The sequence below is a fragment of the Halobacillus halophilus DSM 2266 genome, from assembly GCF_000284515.1.
GTDB classification, from domain to species: Bacteria; Bacillota; Bacilli; order Bacillales; family Halobacillaceae; genus Halobacillus; species Halobacillus halophilus.
In genome coordinates, this window is the sequence record NC_017668.1 from 1,258,239 (window position 1) to 1,275,960 (window position 17,722).

At 45.8% G+C, this 17,722-nt stretch carries 10 protein-coding genes; 6 read left to right on the forward strand and 4 right to left on the reverse strand.

Features of this window, described 5'->3' with window-relative positions; all coding sequences use genetic code 11:
- The first annotated feature begins 131 nt into the window (after positions 1–131).
- Genes addB through HBHAL_RS06240 form a run of 3 tightly spaced genes read left to right on the forward strand, consistent with a single transcriptional unit; the run spans position 132 to position 7,621 of the window.
- On the forward strand, positions 132–3,638 hold the full coding sequence (gene addB / locus HBHAL_RS06230; RefSeq protein WP_014642500.1) for a helicase-exonuclease AddAB subunit AddB: 3,507 nt from the start codon (positions 132–134) through the stop codon (positions 3,636–3,638).
- Positions 3,632–7,333: a helicase-exonuclease AddAB subunit AddA gene (gene addA / locus HBHAL_RS06235; RefSeq protein WP_014642501.1), complete on the forward strand. Its 3,702-nt coding sequence runs from the start codon at positions 3,632–3,634 to the stop codon at positions 7,331–7,333. The genes addB and addA overlap by 7 nt, the downstream gene beginning before the upstream one ends.
- Positions 7,334–7,621, forward strand: coding sequence for an HNH endonuclease signature motif containing protein (locus HBHAL_RS06240; RefSeq protein ID WP_014642502.1), 288 nt, complete (start codon positions 7,334–7,336; stop codon positions 7,619–7,621).
- 82 nt (positions 7,622–7,703) lie between these two features.
- On the opposite strand, the gene HBHAL_RS06245 is transcribed toward HBHAL_RS06240, so the two are convergent.
- The 3 genes from HBHAL_RS06245 to tnpB all read right to left on the reverse strand — a co-directional run bounded on the left by HBHAL_RS06245 (position 7,704) and on the right by tnpB (position 11,692).
- A complete protein-coding gene (locus HBHAL_RS06245; RefSeq protein ID WP_014642503.1) occupies positions 7,704–8,342 on the reverse strand; it encodes a YczE/YyaS/YitT family protein in 639 nt (212 codons plus the stop codon).
- A 1,251-nt stretch (positions 8,343–9,593) separates the two neighbouring features.
- Entirely contained in the window at positions 9,594–10,358 is a 765-nt protein-coding gene (locus HBHAL_RS06260; RefSeq protein ID WP_014642504.1) for a DUF4397 domain-containing protein, read from the reverse strand.
- A 203-nt stretch (positions 10,359–10,561) separates the two neighbouring features.
- The gene (gene tnpB, locus HBHAL_RS06265; protein WP_014642505.1) at positions 10,562–11,692 is read right to left on the reverse strand and encodes an IS200/IS605 family element RNA-guided endonuclease TnpB; all 1,131 of its coding nucleotides are present in this window, start codon (positions 11,690–11,692) and stop codon (positions 10,562–10,564) included.
- A gap of 217 nt (positions 11,693–11,909) precedes the next feature.
- Between tnpB and HBHAL_RS06270 the strand changes: the two genes are divergently transcribed.
- The 3 genes from HBHAL_RS06270 to HBHAL_RS06280 all read left to right on the forward strand — a co-directional run bounded on the left by HBHAL_RS06270 (position 11,910) and on the right by HBHAL_RS06280 (position 16,132).
- Positions 11,910–12,878 (forward strand): LacI family DNA-binding transcriptional regulator, encoded by a 969-nt coding sequence (locus HBHAL_RS06270; RefSeq protein WP_041601229.1) that lies wholly within the window; start codon positions 11,910–11,912, stop codon positions 12,876–12,878.
- Positions 12,879–13,080: 202 nt separating this feature from the next.
- Positions 13,081–14,499, forward strand: a complete 1,419-nt coding sequence (locus tag HBHAL_RS06275; protein ID WP_014642507.1) for a PTS transporter subunit EIIC — start codon at positions 13,081–13,083, stop codon at positions 14,497–14,499.
- 178 nt (positions 14,500–14,677) lie between these two features.
- The gene (locus tag HBHAL_RS06280; protein ID WP_014642508.1) at positions 14,678–16,132 is read left to right on the forward strand and encodes a sucrose-6-phosphate hydrolase; all 1,455 of its coding nucleotides are present in this window, start codon (positions 14,678–14,680) and stop codon (positions 16,130–16,132) included.
- A 713-nt stretch (positions 16,133–16,845) separates the two neighbouring features.
- On the opposite strand, the gene HBHAL_RS06285 is transcribed toward HBHAL_RS06280, so the two are convergent.
- Positions 16,846–17,709 (reverse strand): dimethylarginine dimethylaminohydrolase family protein, encoded by an 864-nt coding sequence (locus HBHAL_RS06285; protein WP_014642509.1) that lies wholly within the window; start codon positions 17,707–17,709, stop codon positions 16,846–16,848.
- Positions 17,710–17,722: the final 13 nt, after the last annotated feature.

Sequence of the window (17,722 nt, forward strand, 5' to 3'; positions counted from 1 at the left end):
GGGCGGTTTTTTTATGTAGATTTATAGATAACGAGTTCGTGAGCAGTTGGAAAAGAAATCACATTCGTCTGCAGACTACGAAAAAAATGATAAACTAGAAGGAAAGGAAATGGAAGGAAGGAGTGTGTTTTATGGGGATGCGTTTATTGCTCGGCCGCTCAGGAGCAGGGAAAAGCACACGATGCTTAGAAGAAATTGAAGGCAGATTAAAAGAAGACCCTAAAGGGCCTCCTATTATCTATATTGTTCCAGAACAAATGACGTTTCAGCAGGAATACGCGCTGCTGAAACGAGAGGGGATTGAAGGCTCGATCCGGGCGCAAGTGTTCAGCTTTTCACGCCTTGCCTGGAGGGTTCTACAGGAGACCGGGGGCGGTACGAAAAAGTTTTTGACGTCTACCGGTGTCCAGATGATGCTTCGTAAAATTGTGGAAGAGCGTACGTCCGACTGGAAAGTATTTCAGAAGGCGATTGAAAAGCAGGGGTTCATTGAACAGCTGGAAGGTATGATCACAGAATTCAAGCGATATCGGATTACTCCAGAAGACCTTCAGTCTCAAATGGCTGGGCTCGACCGCTTTCAGCATACGACGACTCATGAAGAAGGATTAAGAGATAAACTTGATGATTTAAATTATATTTACGACCGCCTGGTGGATGCTTTACGTGAGCAGTACATAGACAGCGAAGATCAATTACAGCTGCTCGCCAGTAAAATTCCTGAAGCAGGTTTCTTGGAAGGCGCTGAAGTTTATATTGATGGCTTCCACAGTTTCACGCCACAGGAATGCGGTGTACTGGAGGAATTATTGAAAAAGGTGGACAAGGTTCACGTGACCCTTACGACGGAACGACCGGAAGGGGATGCAAATCCGGAACTTGATCTCTTCCACGAAACGAAAGAAACGTATTTGAATTTAAAGGAAATTACAAGGACAGCTGGCTCTCAGGTAGATGAGGTGGTCATTCTCGATCATACGAAAGGACGCATGAAGGATCAGCCGGCCTTTCAGCATCTGGAGAAATACTTTGATCAGCGCCCGGCTCCTGCTTTTGAAGGGCAGGCACCGATTCACATTGCGGAGGCTGTTCATCCCCGTGCCGAAGTGGAAGGCGCGGCCCAGGAAATTTTACGGCTGGTACGTGAAGAGGGCTATCGTTATAAGGATATGGCGATTCTTATGCGGGAACCTGAGGTTTATCACAGCTTAATTGAAACCTTATTTAATGACTACGGAATTCCGGTGTTTATTGATGAAAAAAGGACGATGCTGAATCACCCTATGATTGAGCTCATCCGCTCAGGACTCGACGTGGTAGAAGGGAACTTTCGGTACGATGCGCTTTTCCGCCTGTTGAAAACTGGGTTTATCCCGGCGACGGATCGGATGCATCCGCTGAATGAGAATGCGATCGATGAGCTGGAGAACTATGTTCTGGAATACGGCATCCGCTCGAGGACTAAATGGTTCTCAAACCAGGATTGGATTTATCAGCGATTTAGAGGGTTTGAGCAAGCTTCTCAGACCGATGAGGAAAAGCAAAAACAACAGCGGATTAATGCGTATCGGAAACAGGTACGCGAAGCGCTGGAAGAATTCGACGAACGGCTTCGCGCGGTAGATACGATTGAAGAGAAAGCCGTAGTTATTTACGAGTGGCTTGAACATCTGCAAGTACCCAGACAGCTGGAAGAGTGGCGTAACCGCTATGATGCTAGTGGTGAGATTGAGCGAGGCCGGGAACAAGAGCAGGTCTATGATGCGTTCCTTCAGCTTCTTGACGAAATGGTGGAAATGGCAGGAGATGAAAAAATGTCTCTCCAGGTGTTCCGAAATACGATGGACAGTGGACTCGAATCTCTTAATTTCGCTCACGTGCCTCCGAGTATGGATCATGTAATTGTAGGAAGTGTGGACCGGTCCAGAATCACGGGCATTAAGGCCTCGTTTTTGTTAGGGGTCACCGATGGTCTGTGGCCGATGAAACCGCCTAGTGACGGGATGATCTCCGAACAGGAGCGTTCTCTATTGGCGGAGCACGGACTGCAGCTGGCAGACGGCAGCAATAGGCAATTGCTAGATGACCGCTTTTATGTGTATTTAGCCTTAACCATGCCTAAAAACCATTTGTGGGTCAGCTACCCTTTAAGCAATGAAGAAGGCAAATCAAAAGTTCCGGCATCGATTATTCAAAGACTGGAAGAATTGTTTCCTTCCTGTAAAGACCATATCCTGCTGCAGGATCCAGATGATCTTCATGAAGCGGAACGTTTTATTACGACACCGGTCAAAACGAGATCAGCCCTTACTTCACAGCTGGCCAGGTATTTAAAAGGATATGCCATGCAGCCTGTATGGTGGAGTGTGCTGAATTGGTATATCGAACGGGAAGATCCCAATGGATTAACACACCGCGTGCTGGAAAGTCTGTTTTACAATAATCAGCCAGTGGATCTCGGGGAAGAGACAACGGGGCAGCTGTTTGATAAGCAAGTGAAAACGAGTGTATCGAGACTTGAAACCTATCACAGCTGTTCCTATCAATATTTTGCAAGACACAGCTTGAACCTGGAAGAGCGCCGTACGTATAAACTGGATGCTCCAGATATCGGTCAGCTTTTCCATGAGGCGTTAAAGCAGATTACAGAGTGGATTCAAGGAGAAGGCCGGGATTTTGCCCAGCTGAACAAAGACGAAACGAATAGCTATGCCGCCAAAGCGACTGAGCAGCTGGCTCCGATCCTTCAAAATCAGATCCTGCACAGTTCCAATCGATATCAATATATCCAGAAGAAATTGCAGCAGGTCATCGCACGTGCCGCGTTTGTCCTGAGTGAGCAGGCGAGAAGCAGTGACTTTTCACCTGTGGGATTGGAATTAGGATTTGGAACGGGGAATGATGCAAAACTTCCGCCGCTCTCACTTGATTTACCTAATGGTTATGAACTGATGCTGCGCGGCCGGATTGACCGTGTGGATAAAGCCTTAACGGAAGAAGATCTTTACTTGAGAATTATAGATTATAAATCAAGTGCCAAGGGCTTGAGTTTGATGGACGTTTACTATGGTCTGTCCCTCCAGATGCTCGCTTATCTGGACGTGGTCCTCACCAATGCCGAGCACTGGCTTGGAACGGCAGCGTCACCGGCCGGGGTTCTATACTTCCACGTTCATAATCCGATGATTACAGGCAGCCGGATGCTTCAGGATGCGGCGATCGAAGAAGAGATTTTCAAGAAGTTCAAAATGCAGGGGCTGCTGCTTGAAAACGAGCGTATTATTCAAATGATGGATACAGGCCTTGAGAAAGGTCACAGCCAGATTGTTCCGGCAGGTCTGAAAGCTAAAGGCGGTTTTTATAAAAACTCTAAAACCGCTGATGCCGAACGTTTCCAGCAGCTGAGTCACTACATCCGGGAGCTCATGAGCCGTGCGGGCACAAATATTACGGACGGAAAAGTGGATTTGAATCCTTACCAGCAGAAACAGCAGAGCGCCTGTAATTTCTGCCCGTACCGTTCCGTCTGTCAATTTGACCCTACCCTTGAGGAGAACAATTTCCGGAAGCTGAAAGAACTGAAAGATGAAGATGTATTGGAACGAATGATGAATAGAGAGGAGGGATCTGCTTGGTAAGTTGGACAGAAGAACAGGAGCGGGCGATTTATACGCATGGCTCGAATATTCTGGTAGCTGCTGCCGCTGGCTCTGGGAAGACGGCGGTTCTTGTTGAAAGGATCATTCAAAAACTGCTTCATGAAGAGGATCCAGCGGACATTGATTCTTTACTGGTCGTTACGTTTACGAATGCAGCAGCGCAGGAGATGAGAAATCGGGTGGGACAGGCGTTAAGTAAAGCGCTGGAAGCAAATCCAGGCTCCCATCATTTGAAGAAACAGCTGTCACTGCTACAGAATGCCTCGATTTCTACGCTGCACTCCTTTTGTATGGAAGTGGTGCGCAGGTATGCTTACCGGCTTGACCTTGATCCGGGCTTTCGAATTGCCGATACGGTAGAAGCCGATCTTATTCAGCAGGAAGTGCTGGAGGATCTGTTTGAGGACTGGTATGGAAAAGAAGGGGAAGAGCAGGAGAGATTCTTTGATATTGTTGACCGTTTCTCCAGTGATCGCAGTGACCTGGATGTAGAAAAGGTCATCCTTGAACTGTACACATTTGCTACGCAGAATCCATGGCCGGAAGTATGGCTGGATCAGATGGTGCAGATGTACAACGTACAGGAAGTGGATGGAGAAAAACAGCTTCCATGGCTTCACCTATTGAAAGATGAAGTCAGCAGTCACTTAAAAGCGATGGAAGCGGAAGCTCATAAATTTTTGGATCTTACCAAAGAACCGGATGGTCCTTATACGTACGGGGAAACCGCTGACTCCGACCTTGAGATGATTCAACAGGCTAAAGGGGCGATGGCCCACTCATGGGAAGAATTGCAATCGTATATTAGTGAACAGTCCTTCGCCACCCTTTCTAAGAAAAAGATGGAATGCAATGAAGAGAAGAAAGAGCAGGCCAAAAAAATCCGTGACCGCTATAAGAAGCGCTGGAATGAAATGCGGGATGAGTGGTTTTCAAGGTCTTTAAACAGTTATTTACAGGATATGCAGGAACTTTATCCGGTCATGGAACAACTGGCTGTAGTGGTGAAAGATTTCAAGCAGCGCTATGAGCAGTTAAAAAAAGAAAAAGCAATTGTGGACTTTTCCGACTTAGAGCACTACTGTTTGCAAATTCTGCTCGATGAATCCTCGACGCCGGAACAGCCGGTCGCTTCCTCTGTAGCTGCCGGATTTCATCAGCAATTCAGTGAAGTACTAATTGATGAATATCAGGATACGAACCTGGTACAGGAGACACTGCTTCGTTTATTGACCGATGCTCCGGAAGCCGGGAACCTGTTTATGGTTGGGGATGTGAAACAGAGTATTTATCGTTTCCGTCATGCTGAACCTTCCTTGTTTCTCCAAAAATATAAGGCTTACGGCTATCAAGAAAACTATGGGGAGCGGATTGACTTAGCGCGCAATTTCAGAAGCCGGAAGCAGGTGCTGGATGCGACCAACTACATTTTCCGTCAGGTGCTGGATGAAGAAGTCGGGGAAATGGAATATGAGAAAGAAGCCGAGCTTATCTACAGTAATCAAACGTATGATGAATGGGCGCCTTCAAGTCCAGAAGCTGAACTCTTTGTGATCGACCGGGAATCCAAAGATGATGAACAGGAAGAGAACGAAGAATATAAAGATCTGGAGAAAGCCCAGTTAGAAGCGAGAGCTTATGGACAGATGATTCGAAAATGGCTCGGTCATGACGACGAACCTCCGCTTGAAGTGATGGATAAGGAAACGGGAGCGAAGCGTCCGATTCAGTACCGGGATATTGTCCTGTTAATGCGGTCGATGACCTGGGCGCCGATGATTGTTGATGAATTGAAACAGCAGGGCATTCCGGTTTATGCGGAACTTTCGACCGGCTATTTTGAAGCGATTGAAATTAAGATCATGCTGAGCCTGTTAAAAGTCATTGATAATCCGATGCAGGACATACCGCTTGCCTCTGTCCTGAAGTCCCCGATTGTCGGACTAAATGAGGACGAGCTCGCAAGGCTCAGACTCGCCAGAAAGCGGGTCAGCTATTACGAAGCTATGAAAGAGTATGCCGGAAATGATGAATTAGGACGGAAGGTAGAAAGCTTTTTTGATCTGCTTGAAAGCTTCAGGGAACGGGCCAGACAGGGAGCCTTATCGGAACTGATCTGGGATATCTTCCGAGAAACGGGTTATTATGATTTCGTGGGAGGCATGCCAGGCGGGCGCCAGCGTCAGGCCAACCTCCGTGCTCTTTATGACAGAGCGAGGTCCTATGAGTCCACATCCTTCCGGGGATTGTTCCGTTTTCTGAGGTTCATTGAACGAATGGAAGAGCGGGGCGATGATCTGGGAGCGGCACGTGCTCTTGGCGAACAGGAAGACGTGGTCCGGATTATGACCATTCACAAAAGTAAAGGTCTGGAGTTTCCCGTCGTCATATTAGGAGCGATGGATAAACAGTTCAATATGATGGACTTGAAGGATCGGTACTTGCTTCATAAAGATTATGGTTTTGGTTCAAGATATATTAACCCCCATAAGCGGCTGATGTATCCGACGCTTGCTTATCACGCTTTAAAGCAGGCGAAGCGAAGAGAGCTGCTGGCAGAGGAAATGCGAGTCTTGTATGTAGCGATGACCCGGGCCAAGGAAAAGCTGGTTATGGTCGGAAATGTTGCTTCTTTTGATAAAAAACAGGAAAAGTGGCAGACGTTCCTGGATTCACCGGAATGGGTACTGCCCCCTCACGACCGGCTTGATGCTAAATCCTACCTGGACTGGGTGGGACCGGCACTAATCCGTCATCAGCACGCCGAAGAGCTCCGCGGCAGCATTGAAGTGACCACATCCGAAGACATTTATGCAGATGCATCGGAGTGGAAGGTGAATATAGCGCACGGCAGTCAATTCGCTGTCCTTGATGAATCTCAGGAGAAAAGGGACGAGGAGCTGCGCACAGCGATTGAAGATTGGCAGCCCGCAGAAGACTATGCTCAAGGAAAAGATATGGTCGAGAAGCGGTTAAGCTTCGTTTATCTTCATCATAAAGCAGCCTACTCGCGGGCTAAACAGACCGTTACAGAAATTAAAAGGCAGCGCGAAACAAAAGATGAGTATTCAAGCGACCAGCTGCTGGTTCCTTATCAGGCTCCAATCCAGAAACGGCCAAGGTTTATGCAGGCGGATCAAAGATTGTCTGCGGCTGAAAAAGGAAGCGCTATGCATACCGTCATGCAGCATATTCCGTTGTCCCATAAACACAGTGCTGAAGAGGTGGAAGAGTTTGTCGAACATCTGGTCCTTAAAGACGTGCTTCGTCGAGAGGAAGCAGACGTTATCGATCCAGCAGCAGTGGCGGCTTTCTTTGAAACCTCTGTGGGGCAATTTGTACTCGAAGCGGAACATGTGGAACGCGAGGTGCCGTTCAGTCTGACGCTGCCGGCTCATGAAGTGTATCCTGATTGGGAGTCACCAGAAAATGAACAGGTTTTCATCCAGGGGGTTATTGACGCCATGATTCCTTATGAAGATGGTTGGATGATCCTGGATTACAAATCTGATCAAATTGACCCTGAGAAGAAGTCGGTAGAAGAAACCATGAAAGACCGCTACCGCACCCAAATAGAGATGTACCGGTGTGCATTAGAAAAAATTTGGAAAGAGCCGGTTCGTAAGAGTTGTCTGTACTTGTTTGAAGGGTCGGTACTTGTGGAGGTCGATTAAATGGAAGGTACATGTGAATTGTGTTTTCGTACGCCTGTCAAAACGACGGAACACCACCTAATTCCAAGACAGCACGGCGGAGCCATGGGCGTGACAGTATGGCTGTGCGGTGCCTGTCACCGGCAAATTCATGCTCTTTTCACCAATGAAGAACTCGCGAACTTTTATCATACTCTTGAGCGTCTGCGTGAACATCCCGATATGGAAAAATATTTGAGCTGGATTAAAAAGCAGGATCCTCAAAAGGAAGTCACCACCAGAAAGTCCAACCGCAGACGCCGTAGATAACCACACACCGTCCGAATTAAAGATCAATGAAAAAAGCCGCATGGTTCTATTCTGAACCATGCGGCTTTAACATGTTATCTCGTTATACAGCTTGTTGGTATACTCGCTCACCGTCAGGATGAATTTTATAATAAAGTGGATAGGCCCTAGTATAACAATACTGGATCACAGGGCCGAGAAACAGCATTGGCGCAAGAGTTCCAAGTCCCACTGGGCCTCCAATGAGCAGGGCAAGAGACGTCATGGTTACCGCAACCAGGGTTTGACCTGTTTGAAGGCTCAAGTTAAACCGCGCACTGACTGCTAAGAACAATTGATCAACCGGCGCACGCGGAAACTGAGGAAGAATATAGATAGCTACTCCGAGCCCGATGATCGCTACGCCGGTGAACAGGGCTGCGATTTGCAGAATAAATGGAGCTGTCGATAGATCGACATTTGCGAATACAATCTCAAGCCAAAAGTCAAGAATCAGACTCTCCATAAACACTGGTACTACGGCTCTTACCTCGGGCAGATTCTTCATAAGTTTCGCATTAATAAAAATAATCAGCAGTTGAAAAGCACCGTACCAGAATCCAACCGTGAAACCAAGATGATCAGAAACTCCAATAAAAAAGGATGTCCAAAATCCTGCCCCAAGTGTAGCATTAATCAACAGGGCGACTCCGAAGAAGTTGACAAGCATTCCGAATAGGTAAACCATGGATCGATAAAGCATGAGGTACTCCTCCCTTCCAAATAGATTGACGTTAGAGATGTTTCTCTAAAATCGTGACCACATTCTATTAGCGATTATTTAGTGCGTCAATGCACAAAATTCTCCAGATAAGAATTGCTATTTTTCCGTCTTTTTTAAGGATTTGCTAACCTCAGTGATGCTTTTAAGGTAAAGCTTCCGATACTGGAAGACTCAGTTTCGAGACATTGGAGGAGCGGAAGGTCCTCCGGGGACGATTTCGCTTTCCGGCCCTGCACGACGCAGGGTCGTTCGACGTTGCCACAAGACGTGGCAGTCTTAGTCGAACCTCCCATGTGCTGAGCCTCCTCAGGCTTTGCGCCTTCCTGGGTCTCACCGATCATGTTTATGAGGCCGCTGAAAAACTACTTTCTACCCAGGGGAGTTTTTGAAGTTTGTTGTTGCTTCTCACGACTCGCTTGTCGGTGGATGCTTGCCGCGGGCACGGCCTCAGCTAACTTGGTCAAGAAGATCACTTGACCAAGTGGATCTTCGGCTCGCGCTGTTCCCGCAGGCGTCACCACCGAACGCTCATCGTGGAATCAACGAAAATCCATCTAAAAAGAGGGGTTTTGTTGAACTTATAAAAGCAAAAGAAAAGCGGCTTGGATGGAATAAATCCATCCAGGTTGCTTTTTTTGGAGTCTACCTTTCATGAATTTTCAGTTTTTCAGCGACCTCATGTTTATCTCACAGGGAGTCTTCACCGTCCCCCTCCGGAGCTTGCGATATATGGAGCTCGAAATCTCTCTTCGAAACGCACCGGTTTATGATAGAGATAAACTTCTAACAATAAGCGTGCATGTGTAGATAATTCCTGCCATAGAAGCATTTAAGGCGGGGCAAGCACCGTTTTATCGCCTATGGAAGGGTCCGTTCACTCTTCCATCATAGGGTGGCGAAGGAAACGACGAGACTCCCACGAGAGAAGGAGCTAGGCGAGACCCCACAGGGAGTGAAGCGACCGAGGATGCTTGCCAGTTCCCCCGTAGGAAAGCGAGTTGTTTCCGTAGCCACCCTCGTCGATTTTAGGTAACGGGCCCAAGGTATCTCGAAACTGATTCTTCAATTAAACGGCCCTATTGTGTAATAAGCCTTTTATGGAAAATCAATAATAAGCTGTAGCAGAGCCTTTTAAAAAAATAATTATGCTCTGCTGGGGTGGAGGCACTTGCCTATAAGCACAATAAAAAAACAAGCAGCGAAACCTGAGGAATCGCTGCTTGTTTTTTATTAAGGCTGAAGAAAAATAGCTTCAAGCGGAGGATCGCCACCAGCTAAGCCGACGGCCACAGCTGTATAAGCCTGATTAGGACTTAAGGTTACATTTGGAATAGTTAAAGCTGTCTGATTTGTTCCTGCCACGCGGACTTCAAGATTAGCGGTCGTCGGCGGCAGGGTCAAGTAACGGGTAGCTTTTCCGAATGGTACATTACGGAAGAGCACATCTCCACCCTGTACCGCAATATCTACGTTCGGTGCATTTGGTGATAAGTGCCAGAAGCGTACCTTGGCATTTCCAGACGAGATGCTGTCGTTGTCTGCGACGGCAATCAGCCGCAGGTTGTTTAGCCTGCCGGCAGCAGCCACCGTGTACATATTACCTGCTTCGACCGAGACGTTTTGCGATAAGACCGGCTGATTCGTTTCTCCAGCAGGATAAATATCGATTCGATACTGGCCTGCAGGGACACTTAAATATTCACTTTGCTGCTTATACGTAACGCCTTCGAGGACCTTCTGACCGTTTACATAAATATCTACGGCCGGAGCATCCGGTGAAGCGTGTAAGACACGGACCTTCGCTTCACTGTTCATCCCCATCATGCCGGAGTTTTCGCCGCGTTCCTGCATCATGATCCAGCGTTGCATACATTCTAAATGTCTTTGATAATAATAAATGTGCTTCTGAGGATCGGAATACTTATAATAATTTGACAGCATATCGTACTTGGCAGCATTCCACGCTAATTGATCACAAGGGTCATAGTTATACATGGGCAGGCTCCTTTCATAAAATAACTCCCCAAATAAGCTTATTCAAATTCTCAGAAATGAGACCCTCGTTTTTAAAATCCAGCCCTAAGACTTAATAGAATGAGGTAGATGATAGAGGTCTTGAACTACCCCCACTTACTCGCTGACACTCCTTGAAGTTGGGGGATTCCTAAGAGCACGAACCTAACGGTTCGTTCAAATGATTAGGCTAGCCCCGTCGCACCGACGGTTGTAAGGATTCTTTGAATCTCCTTCAATATATTGAAGCTCGCATTTAGGTCGCGGTCGTGGTGGCAGCCGCAATCTGGGCAATCCCACGTTCGAACAGCGAGATTCTTTACCTCACTGTTTTGGTATCCGCACTTGGAACACAGCTGTGAACTCGCAAAAACTTTCGATACGGTTACCAACTGCTTCCCGTACCACTTTGCTTTGTATTCGAGCATAGACGTGAACATCGACCAGCTCACATCACTAATCGATTTGGATCGTTTTCGGTTTTTGAGCATATTGGAAATTTGGAGATTTTCTACACCGATCACATCGTGGTTTTTGATGATTTCGGTAGAAATCTTATGCAGATAATCTTTGCGGGAGTTCGCTATCTTCTCGTGAAGTCTAGCTACTTTAATACGTTGCTTATGCCAATTCGAAGATCCCTTTTCCCTTCGGGAAAGGATACGTTGAGCTTTTGCTAGTTTCTTTTCGGTCTTACGTAGGTATCGTGGATTTTGATAGGTGGTGCCATTCGAGAGAGCAGCGAAGTCTTTCAATCCGAGATCAATGCCAACATAAGTGTTGGATTTAGGAAGTTCCTGAATATCTGTTTTAACAAGAATGGATACAGAATATTTTCCGGTCGGATTGCGGCGAACCGTCGCACTCAAGATGCGACCTTTCACTTCACGGCTCTTGGCAAATCTCACAAGCCCCAGCTTAGGCAGCTTGATTTTGCGATCCTGGATGGCAATATTTCCGTTTGTGCATTTTGTGGTGTAGGACTGGACTCTGTTCTTCTTTGATTTGAACCGTGGAGCTTGGTTTTGCTTTTTGAAAAACCGTTCATAAGCGTCAGAAAGATGTTTGACCGACGTTTGGATGGCCGTGCTATCCACTTCCTTTAACCAAAGGAATTCTCTTTTAAGCTTGGGTAGTTGTTTGGAACAAGTAGAGTAACTCAAACCTTTTCCGGTTTCCTTGTAGGCACTGCTCCATTCGGAGAGGAAATGATTGAAGACAAAACGAGCGCAACCGATTGTCTTAGCGATGAGCGATTCTTGGGTTTTATTTGGATAGATACGAAAGTTATACGCTTTATGCTTCAACCTTTCCACCTCCTAATAAGGAACATACGTTCTTACTTTAGGATATCACGGAAGGGAGAATATTCAAAGGCATTCGCCTTACGGCGATGGCATTCATCTCCCCCTTGCCACCGGTCTTCGACACGGCGCTTGAAGAGGGAGTCTTCTGCCGATGAATGATAAAAACGAGATATGATACAATGAATCATAATAACTATGTGTTAAAGTAGGTGAAGTTTTGGTTAATATGAAAGACGTAGCCAGGGAAGCTGGTGTAGGCCTTGGTACCGTTTCTAGAGTTCTGAATAAAAATGGTCCTGTGAAAGAAGCTACCCGTCTGAAAGTAGAAAGGGCGATTGAAACTTTAAAATATAAGCCGAATGAAGTCGCTCGAAACTTTAAAATGCAGCAGTCTCAATCGGTTGCACTCATTGTTCCTACGATTTGGCATCCTTTCTTCTCGAATTTCGCTTATCATCTGGAGAAGAAACTTTCCGAGAACGGATATAAGATGATTCTTTGTAATTCGCAAAGTGATGTAGATAAAGAGATTAATTATATTTCTATGTTAGAGAAAAACAAAATTGATGGTCTGGTTGCCATTACGTACAGCTATGATCTGGACCAGTATATATCCAGCGATTTGCCGATTGTGAGCATCGACCGTCACTTTACAGAGGATGTAGTATATGTAACGAGTGATAATGAAAGCGGCGGCCGTATCGCTGCTGATGAATTGATGAAGCGAGGTTGTAAAGAAATTGCTTTTCTAGGCAGTCTCTCCAGCATTAAAAATGAATCCATGAGACGACGCCAGGGATTTGAAAATGAAGTGAAAAAGCATAACTTTCCGCACCGTATTCTCGAACTGGAAGAACCTGTTCATGACATTGCAGGGAGTGTCCGTCAGTTTTTTGAGGAGTATCCTGAAGTAGACGGAGTTTTCGCGATGAACGATAAATGGGCGAGAATTATCATTGAAGAATTGAAAGCCAAAGGTAAAAAAGTTCCTGAGGATGTCCAGGTGATCGGCTACGACGGCGTAACCCCGAGTAAAGAAGAGGAATTAACATTCTCAACGATTAAACAGCCTGTGCCGCTTATGGCAGAGAAAGCAACACAAGCCTTGATGCAAATCATTCAGGACGAACCTGGGGAAGAAAAGATCATTCTGCCGGTCGAATTTTTTGCTGGAAATAGTACAAAAAAGTATTGACATATGTTACTGAAAGCGATAACATTTGATGTATCAGAAAAAGCGATTTCTAGAGTCGCTTTTCTTTAAAACGAAAAGTGGAAACGTTTCCACTTTTTGCTCAGTCGTTTTGAATAGGCCGCAAACGTTGCTTTATTTTTTACCCTAAAGTGGAAACGTTTCCACTTTGTAGAATGACTTAGAATTTTAGGAGGGGAATGGAATGGCTAGAAACCCTAAAGCAGTTGCCGTTGCCGTACTGGAAGCTTTTGGCGGAAGAGAGAATATTTATAAGGTGTCTCACTGTGCCACCAGGTTGCGAGTAGAATTGCATGATGATAAGAAAATGAATAAACAGGCTTTTGATTCCATTGAAGGGGTGAATGGCTACTTTTTTCAAAGCGGCCAGCACCAGGTTATTCTGGGCACAGGTTTTGTAAATAAAGTATTTGCTGAATTTGAGAAGATGGGCATCGCTGAATCTCAAGGAGAGAAGGAAGAAGAAGAAAGCACTTCAAATAAAGGGAAAATGCAGCAGCTGACCAAAACATTCGCCGACATCTTTATTCCAGTTATTCCTGTACTAATCGCAACGGGTCTTTTAATGGGCTTACGTGGATTATTAATTAATGGGTTTGGAATGGAAATGTCCGGTACGATTTTGAAATTATCCCAAGTTCTAACAGACACGGCCTTTACCTTTATTCCTGTACTAGTCACTTGGTCGGCTATGAAAAAATTCGGAGGATCTCCGGTTATCGGTGTGGCTCTCGGGTTAATGCTTGTTGCCCCTCAGCTTCCCGATAAATGGGCCGTATCTTTTGGAGAGGCCGAACCGCTCCTGCTGCCATTCTTAGGTTTCGATATTCCGATTACAGGAATGCAAAGTTCCATTCTTCCAGCTGTATTTATGGGCTGGTTAGCCGCTAAAATTGAAAAGAGCGCGAGAAAATACATTCCAGAAGTACTGGATTTAATATTAACACCGTTTGTCACCTTGCTTTTCTCGCTTATTCTAGGTCTGGTTATGGTCGGGCCACTGATCTTAGGAATTGAAAATCTAATTACTTCAGGCATCATGTACTTTTTCGAACTACCCTTTGGGTTAGGCGGGTTTATCTACGGAGGCGCCATTCAGTTCTTAGCCATCACGGGTATGCACCACACGATTGTACCAATTACCGTGAAGATGGTTGCCGAGACAGGCTATGACTTGATCAACCCGATAGGTACCGCGGCCATTGCCGGACAGGCTGGTGCTGCGCTTGCTGTGGTCCTCCAGCAGAAAAACCGGATTAAGCGATCCAATATGTTTGGTTCTGTCATTCCGGCATTCTTAGGAATCACGGAGCCCGTCATGTTCGCCATTAACCTGCCAAAAGTAAAACCGTTTTTATTCGGATGTTTAGGTGGAGCTGTCGGTGGCGGTCTGGCTTCGATTCTGGGAATTGCTGCTGCAGGAACAGGATCGACAATGCTTCCAGGACTTCTGTTATACATTGGAGGCGGCTTCTTCCAGTACATTTTAGTTATTCTTGTCGCTTTAGCCGTATCCTTCCTGGTAACATTCTTCGTCTATCGTGAAAAACAGGAGGAAGAAGTGGAGCATCCTGAGATGAACTATGATGTGAAACATGGTTAATTGGTAAGTACACCAGTGAATTTACTAATTCTACGTGTGAGTTACGCTGACTAAATTCTAAAACAGGTGGGTCGGGGAAAGGTGATTTTCCCTGCTCGCCCTTTGTCCATTGTGGATAATTGTGCACGCCATCATTCTTTTTCAACCCCCTAAATACAAAAAAAGGAAGGAGCCCCTTATGACCCAGCTTATAGACTTTTCTAACCGTCAAAATCGATTTTTATCGCTGACGGATGTATCCAGCCAGTATTTGCAAATGATTGAAGGCAAAACCAAACAGGATCCTTACTATCCAACCTATCATGTGGCTCCTCACCATGGATTACTGAACGATCCGAACGGATTATCTTTTTTCAACGGGAAACATCACATCTTTTATCAATGGTTCCCCCTCGGTCCAGTTCACGGCCTTAAGCACTGGTATCACGTATCTACGGAAGATTTCATCCATTTTGAGGACCACGGCATCGCTCTTTATCCTGATTGTGAGTTTGATTCCCATGGATGCTTTTCTGGAGCGGCCTTTGCAGAAGGCGGAATGCTTCACCTTTTCTATACAGGAAACCACGTGACAGAAGAGGGCATACCGAATCCAAGTCAAGTGTACGCCTCGATGGATAAGCATTTGAATATTACAAAAGGGCGTCCTATCGCTCATGCACCTGCTCCAGGATTCACCCATAACTTTCGCGATCCTGTCGTTTTTAAACGAGAGAATATTTACTATATGCTGGTAGGAGGAGAAAACAAAGACGGGGAGGGGGCGCTGGCTCTTTATCAAGGAGAAAGTATGCAGCAGTTATCTTTTCAAGGAAAAGTGACCACAGACCTGCCGGATGCCGGGTATATGTGGGAATGCCCCAACTACTTTGAGCAGGACGGGCGCGGGGTGTTCATCTTTTCTCCTCAGGGAGAGTTAGAAACCGATAAATATAACTTCAATAATGTGTTTTCTGTCGCTTATGTGCTCAGTGATCCGCTGGATGTTCGCAAGCTTCACTATGAAGGGAAGCAGTACATTGAACTTGATAAAGGATTCGACTTTTATGCTCCTCAAACGTATGAGGATGAACGGGGAAGAAGGATTCTAATAGGATGGCTCGGTAACTCGAAAAGCGATTACCCAACGGATGAGAATATGTGGGCACACATGCTGACGATTCCCCGGCAAGTTACCCTTCAGAGGAACCGCCTCGTTCAACAGCCGCTGGAGGAATTGAAGAAATTGCGTCTAGGTGCAGAAACACTGGAACAGGAACATAACTTAAGCTCGCGGGCGTTTGAGCTGGAGTTATCCGTAGATCCAGACTTTACTCTAACTTTCAGCAATCGTAAAGGTGAATCTGTCACCTTCTCCTCGAATGGGGAGGAATATTGCCTGGATCGCTCTGACATGACTCATACGTTTGCAGAAACCTACGGAACGAAGCGATATGCTCTACGAAAATATAAAGAAAATCATCGCATCCGTTTGTTTATGGATTCTTCGAGTCTGGAAATCTTTTGTGATTATGGCGAAACCGTCTTTACCAGCCGTATATTCATAGAGGATCTGGAATACTTGAAGTCAGATGGGGCTTCCGGTACCCTATACAACCTCGGGTCTATTACACTTGAAGCGCAGAATGGATGATCAAGCCTCCTTGGATTTTCAACTGGAATGAAACCAAGCGGAGATCTGCTTTTTTAGAATGGTGTAGCTGAAAAACAAATGAGACGATCTCTTCACTCAAAAAAAGCGGAAGGACCAACCAGTCCTTCCGCTTTTGCTAATTGATTTTCATTTAATAGTTATTCAACAAAAGGGCCGGATTATTGAAGACTCAGTTTTTGTGGAGATAGGGGCTCCAGGGAACGGCTCGCTTTCCGCGGCTCTGCACGACGCAGGGTCGTTCGACGTTGCCACAGGACGTGGCGGGCTTAGTCGAACATCCCTTGCGCTGAGTCTCCTCAGGCTGGCGCCTTCCGGGGCCTCACCTGTCATGTTCATCTCGCAGGAGTCTTCGCCGTTCCCTTCCGCTCTTTGCGATCATGGAGCGCTCAAAAATCTCTGCATAATCGCCTTCCAATGAACATGGATCATCTATAATCCACCTTGGGTTTTTAATGTTTGTTTACGTGTGGGAACCCTGTTATAGAAGCATTTGAGGCAGATACAATATAGCTCCTTCTCCTATAGTAGGCTCCGTTTCACCAGATATCGTAGCCGTCCTCATCTATTGTTTGCAACGGCCCCAACTATCTCGAAACTGAGTCTTCCACAAACAGGAGTTTGTCTTTAAGAATTATCATGGAGTTTTTTGGGTATATAATTGAAACAATCTGTAGATTTAGTTACGGGTTGTCTTATTTATGATCAGATGATCGCAGTAGTGGAAGCGTGCAGCAGCGGAAGGATCCGCCTGATTTTATAATTTCAGAGAAATCAATGGGAATGATTTGGAAACCCTTTGAATGCAGCTCATCGTTCAATCGTTGGTTCTGAGGAAGAGTAATGAGTTTTCCTTCATCAATGGAAAGAACATTCGGCCCCATATGGAATTGCTCCTCCCGAGTTACCGGAATCAAATTGAACCTGGACTGAAGCTTATCCAATCCACTATCAGTAAAAGAAGGAGGATAAACGAGAGCTGTATGATCACTAATAATATTAAATACACAATCAAGATGAAGAATATCATCCTCAAGGTCCAGCGGTTCAATCGTATAGGAAGGGAGTTGTTCACGTAACGTTTCGATCGACTCAGAGGAAGTACGCCCGCTTTTTCCAATCCAAATAGTCTTTCCGTCAATTAACACGTCCCCGCCCTCGATGGAAGAAAGAAACGGTTCCTGGAAAGGAATCGAATTTTCATAAAGCCACTCTTTCAACAGCGAAGTTTCTTCAAGCCGCACTTCCTCATTCATTGAAGCCACGAAGAGTTGATCATGAATCACAAAGGCAATGTCTCTCGTGAAGACCTGCTCGTGTAATTCAGGGTGAGCAGAAAGTTCAACCACTTCAACACCATGCTCTTTCAGCACATGAACAAAAGTCTCGTGTTGATCAAGCGCTCGCGGAATATCGATATTGACGTCTTCATAATGTTTTTGCGTTTCATTAATAACAGTCGATATTTTCATAAAGGATGGTTTTGCAACCAGCACTTTTTTTAAAGCAGAATATTCCGTTCTGCAATGAATTCTATTGCTCAGTGTGCATTCCTTCATCTTCATAACCTCC

Bases quoted from the DNA above. Each gene is read 5' to 3' on its own strand.
- addB (WP_014642500.1), top strand. From the start codon at position 132: ATGGGGATGCGTTTATTGCTCGGCCGCTCAGGAGCAGGGAAAAGCACA.
- HBHAL_RS06240 (WP_014642502.1), top strand. From the start codon at position 7,334: ATGGAAGGTACATGTGAATTGTGTTTTCGTACGCCTGTCAAAACGACG.
- HBHAL_RS06245 (WP_014642503.1), bottom strand. From the start codon at position 8,342: ATGCTTTATCGATCCATGGTTTACCTATTCGGAATGCTTGTCAACTTC.
- HBHAL_RS06260 (WP_014642504.1), bottom strand. From the start codon at position 10,358: ATGTATAACTATGACCCTTGTGATCAATTAGCGTGGAATGCTGCCAAG.
- HBHAL_RS06270 (WP_041601229.1), top strand. From the start codon at position 11,910: ATGAAAGACGTAGCCAGGGAAGCTGGTGTAGGCCTTGGTACCGTTTCT.
- HBHAL_RS06275 (WP_014642507.1), top strand. From the start codon at position 13,081: ATGGCTAGAAACCCTAAAGCAGTTGCCGTTGCCGTACTGGAAGCTTTT.
- HBHAL_RS06280 (WP_014642508.1), top strand. From the start codon at position 14,678: ATGACCCAGCTTATAGACTTTTCTAACCGTCAAAATCGATTTTTATCG.
- HBHAL_RS06285 (WP_014642509.1), bottom strand. From the start codon at position 17,709: ATGAAGGAATGCACACTGAGCAATAGAATTCATTGCAGAACGGAATAT.